This window comes from Agarivorans sp., assembly GCF_050295395.1.
Taxonomy (GTDB): domain Bacteria; phylum Pseudomonadota; class Gammaproteobacteria; order Enterobacterales; family Celerinatantimonadaceae; genus Agarivorans.
Map to the genome: position 1 here is coordinate 1 of NZ_JBNKPP010000264.1, position 3589 is coordinate 3589.

Annotated in this window: 3 protein-coding genes; all 3 read left to right on the top strand. The window is 46.6% G+C overall.

All coding sequences use genetic code 11. The features are described 5' to 3' along the window. Nucleotides 1–1405: sigma-54 dependent transcriptional regulator (locus ACQY6Q_RS15380; RefSeq protein WP_427982716.1), on the top strand; the 1405-nt coding region annotated here is incomplete at its 5' end. 104 nt (nt 1406–1509) lie between these two features. Beyond that, nucleotides 1510–2556, top strand: coding sequence for a sensor histidine kinase (locus tag ACQY6Q_RS15385; RefSeq protein WP_427982719.1), 1047 nt, complete (start codon nt 1510–1512; stop codon nt 2554–2556). A 1-nt stretch (nt 2557) separates the two neighbouring features. Beyond that, the coding region (locus tag ACQY6Q_RS15390; protein WP_427982720.1) for a sigma-54-dependent transcriptional regulator at nt 2558–3589 on the top strand (1032 nt) is incomplete at its 3' end.

The following is a 3589-nucleotide window of genomic DNA, read 5'->3' on the forward strand; positions in this document are numbered from 1 at the left end:
GTTCATTGGGCAGCCTAGTCAAAGCTGCCAAATTGATTGTTTGGCCGAGCAAGATAGTGCTGACAAAGTGGTGGTGATTAGCAAACAGTTTGAGGATGTTGCCGCGCTTATCTCCCAGTTTCCCCAGTATCCTTTCCTTAGTGTCGGTGAGGGAGAATCTCTCGCTGATTTACCGAATTTAATAGGCCATTTAGAACAACCTTTTAGTTACGAACAACTCACTCAATTACTTCACCACTGTGATGCCTATCTTACTCATCTTCCTGGAAAAACGACTCCAGCGAGAAGCGAGCGCTTGCGCCAAAATTTAATTGGTAAAGGCATCGCTATTCAGGAAATTCGCCATTTAATTGAACAGGTGGCTGGGAAAGAAGCTAACGTACTAATTTTAGGTGAGTCAGGTACTGGTAAAGAAGTGGTAGCGAAGGCCATTCATGACCATTCGGCCCGCTGTGAAGGCCCATTCGTGCCGATTAACTGTGGCGCAATTCCACCAGATCTGCTGGAAAGTGAGCTGTTTGGTCATGAAAAAGGCGCATTTACCGGCGCCTTTGCTATGCGTAAAGGCCGTTTTGAGTTAGCTGAAGGCGGAACCTTATTTTTAGACGAAATTGGTGACATGCCCATGCCAATGCAGGTTAAGCTGCTGCGGGTGCTACAAGAGCGTCAGTTTGAACGGGTGGGCGGTAGTAAGCCGATTCATGCTGATGTGCGGGTGGTGGCGGCTACCCACCGTCACTTGGAGCGAATGATAGAACAAGAGAAATTTCGCGAAGACTTATATTACCGTTTGAACGTGTTTCCGATTGAGATGCCGTCTCTACGCGAGCGCCAAGACGATATTCCGCTGCTGTTGCAAGAGTTGGTAAATCGCCATGAAGAAGAACATGCGGCAGTAGTGCGCTTTACCCAACGAGCCGTTGAGTCTTTGATGCAACACCAATGGCCTGGGAATGTACGCGAACTGTCCAATTTAGTTGAACGCTTATTGATTTTGCATCCCAATCAAATTGTTGATGTACATGATTTGCCGCCTAAATATCGCCATATTGATGCTGAAGCTTATGAGCCTAATTACAGCCCCGAACTAGCCGAGCGCGATGCCTTATTAGCCATTTTTAACGATGAAGATGCTTCGGTATTTTCTGACCCTAGTCCTGAGAGTTTGTTTTCTGAAGCAGAACCGAGTGACTTGGCCGAAGATGATGGCTGGGGCGCGGTACAGCAATTGCCCGATGAAGGGGTTAACTTAAAAGAATTATTGGCCGAACTCGAGGTCGACCTGATTAAACAAGCCCTCGATCAGCAAGACGGTGTAGTGGCCCGAGCCGCTGAACAACTTGGAATGCGCCGGACTACGCTGGTGGAAAAGATGCGTAAATACGGTTTGAGTAAAGAAGGCTAGACCATCCTTTCGCCATTAATACATTGAATTTAAATGTGTTTTTTATGGCACGAAACTTGATTGAGTAAGCAGTGTTAACGGTTTTATGACGCGGAGCTTACTCAATGCTTTCACTGCACACTCAACAGCAACCCAGCAGTAATTTGTCTGAGCACAATTTGTCTCAGATTTTTGATGTAATGCCATCAGGTTTGGTGTTGCTGGACAATAAAGGCTATGTATCAAGAGCCAATCCGGTGGCAAAGCAGCTACTCGGCGAAGACATAGAACAGCAACGCTGGGTAGAAGCGGTGCCGCGTTTATTCGCGCCTAAGGCTGACGATGGTCATGAACTGTCGTTGGTGGATGGGCGTAGAGTGCAGTTGAGTTTATCGCCTTTGCAAGACCGTCAAGGCCAATTAATCGTATTGACTGATATGACCCATACACGGCAACTGCAAGCCAATGTGGCCAAGCTGCAACGCTTGTCTGCCTTAGGCAAAATGGTCGCATCCTTGGCTCATCAAATACGCACCCCCTTATCGGCAGCCATGCTGTATGGCTCTAACCTCGCCAATAAAACCTTATCCGATAAGGCCCGAGAGAATTTTCAGGGAAAAATGATGGCAAGGCTGAACGATCTGGAAACTCAAGTTAACGATATGCTGCTGTTTGCTAAAAGCGGCGAGAAAATGGTAGTTAGCGATGTTTCGGTGGAACAGATTATTGATCGTTTACAGGCGGCGACCGAGGCCTGTATGCGTTGTTATCAAGTGAATTTTAAACGGGCGCTTAAGCTGCCCAATACTACATTGTTGGTAAATGCCAATGCTTTGGTTTCTGCCTTATCTAATTTGGTGGAAAATGCCGCTCAACAAAGTGCGCCGAATAGCGATATTTTGGTTTCTACAGCTTATTGCGATGGCGCCTTGCAAATTGCTATCGAGGATCAGGCTGGCGGTTTAAAAGAAGCTGATCCCAACCGAATTTTTGAACCCTTTTATACTACCAAGCAAAACGGTACTGGCTTGGGCTTAGCTGTAGTGAAATCTGTAGTGAATGCCCATCAGGGAGAAATTAGGGTAGAGGCCGCAGAACAGGGGGCTCGCTTTGTAGTGGATCTACCTTTACCCGATGTTTGCCAACAAAACCTGGCCGTAGGAGGGCATTAAGATGAGTCAATCTACCATTCTGATTGTTGAAGATGATGCCGGTTTGCGCGAAGCCTTAGTCGATACCTTACAGCTAGCCGGCTATGATTGTGAACAAGCCTCTAGCGCCGAATCGGCCTTGCTATTATTGTCTGATGTGACTGTGGACTTAGTGGTGAGTGACGTTCAAATGGGTGGTATGAACGGTCTGAGCCTACTCAAAAACATCAAACAAAAATGGCCACAAACGCCAGTATTATTGATGACTGCGTATGCGAAAATCGACGATGCGGTATCGGCGATGCGTGATGGCGCGATTGATTACTTATCTAAACCATTCTCACCTGAAGTCTTGCTTAACCAAGTAGGCCGTTATGCGCCAGCAAGCAAAGTTGAAACCACAGAACCAATTTATGGCGATGCTTCAACTGAGGCCTTATTAAAGCTGAGTCAAAAAGTCGCAGCTTCAGAAGCCTCGGTATTAATCAGTGGGCCAAGCGGGGCCGGTAAAGAAGTACTGTCGCGTTATATTCACGACTGCTCTAATCGAAAAGACCAAGCCTTTGTAGCAATTAACTGCGCAGCCATTCCTGAAAATATGTTAGAAGCGACCTTGTTTGGCTATGAGAAAGGTGCCTTTACCGGTGCAATAAAAGCTTGTCCAGGTAAGTTTGAGCAAGCCCAAGGCGGTACTATCTTGCTCGATGAAATTAGTGAAATGGATTTAGGCTTACAAGCCAAGTTATTGCGCGTATTGCAAGAGCGTGAAGTTGAACGTTTGGGTAGCCGCAAGATGATTCAGCTTGATGTTCGAGTTATCGCTACCAGTAACCGTGACATGCGAGAAATAGTACGCTTGGGCCAATTTAGAGAAGATTTATATTATCGCTTGAATGTATTTCCTCTACATTGGCGGCCCTTAGCTGAGCGCAAAGGCGATATTTTGCCATTGGCTCAACATTTATTAACGCGTCACAGCAATCGTCAGTTTGAATTGAGTTTAAGTGCTCAGCAAAAGCTATTGGCGCACGCTTGGCCGGGTAACGTTCGTGAG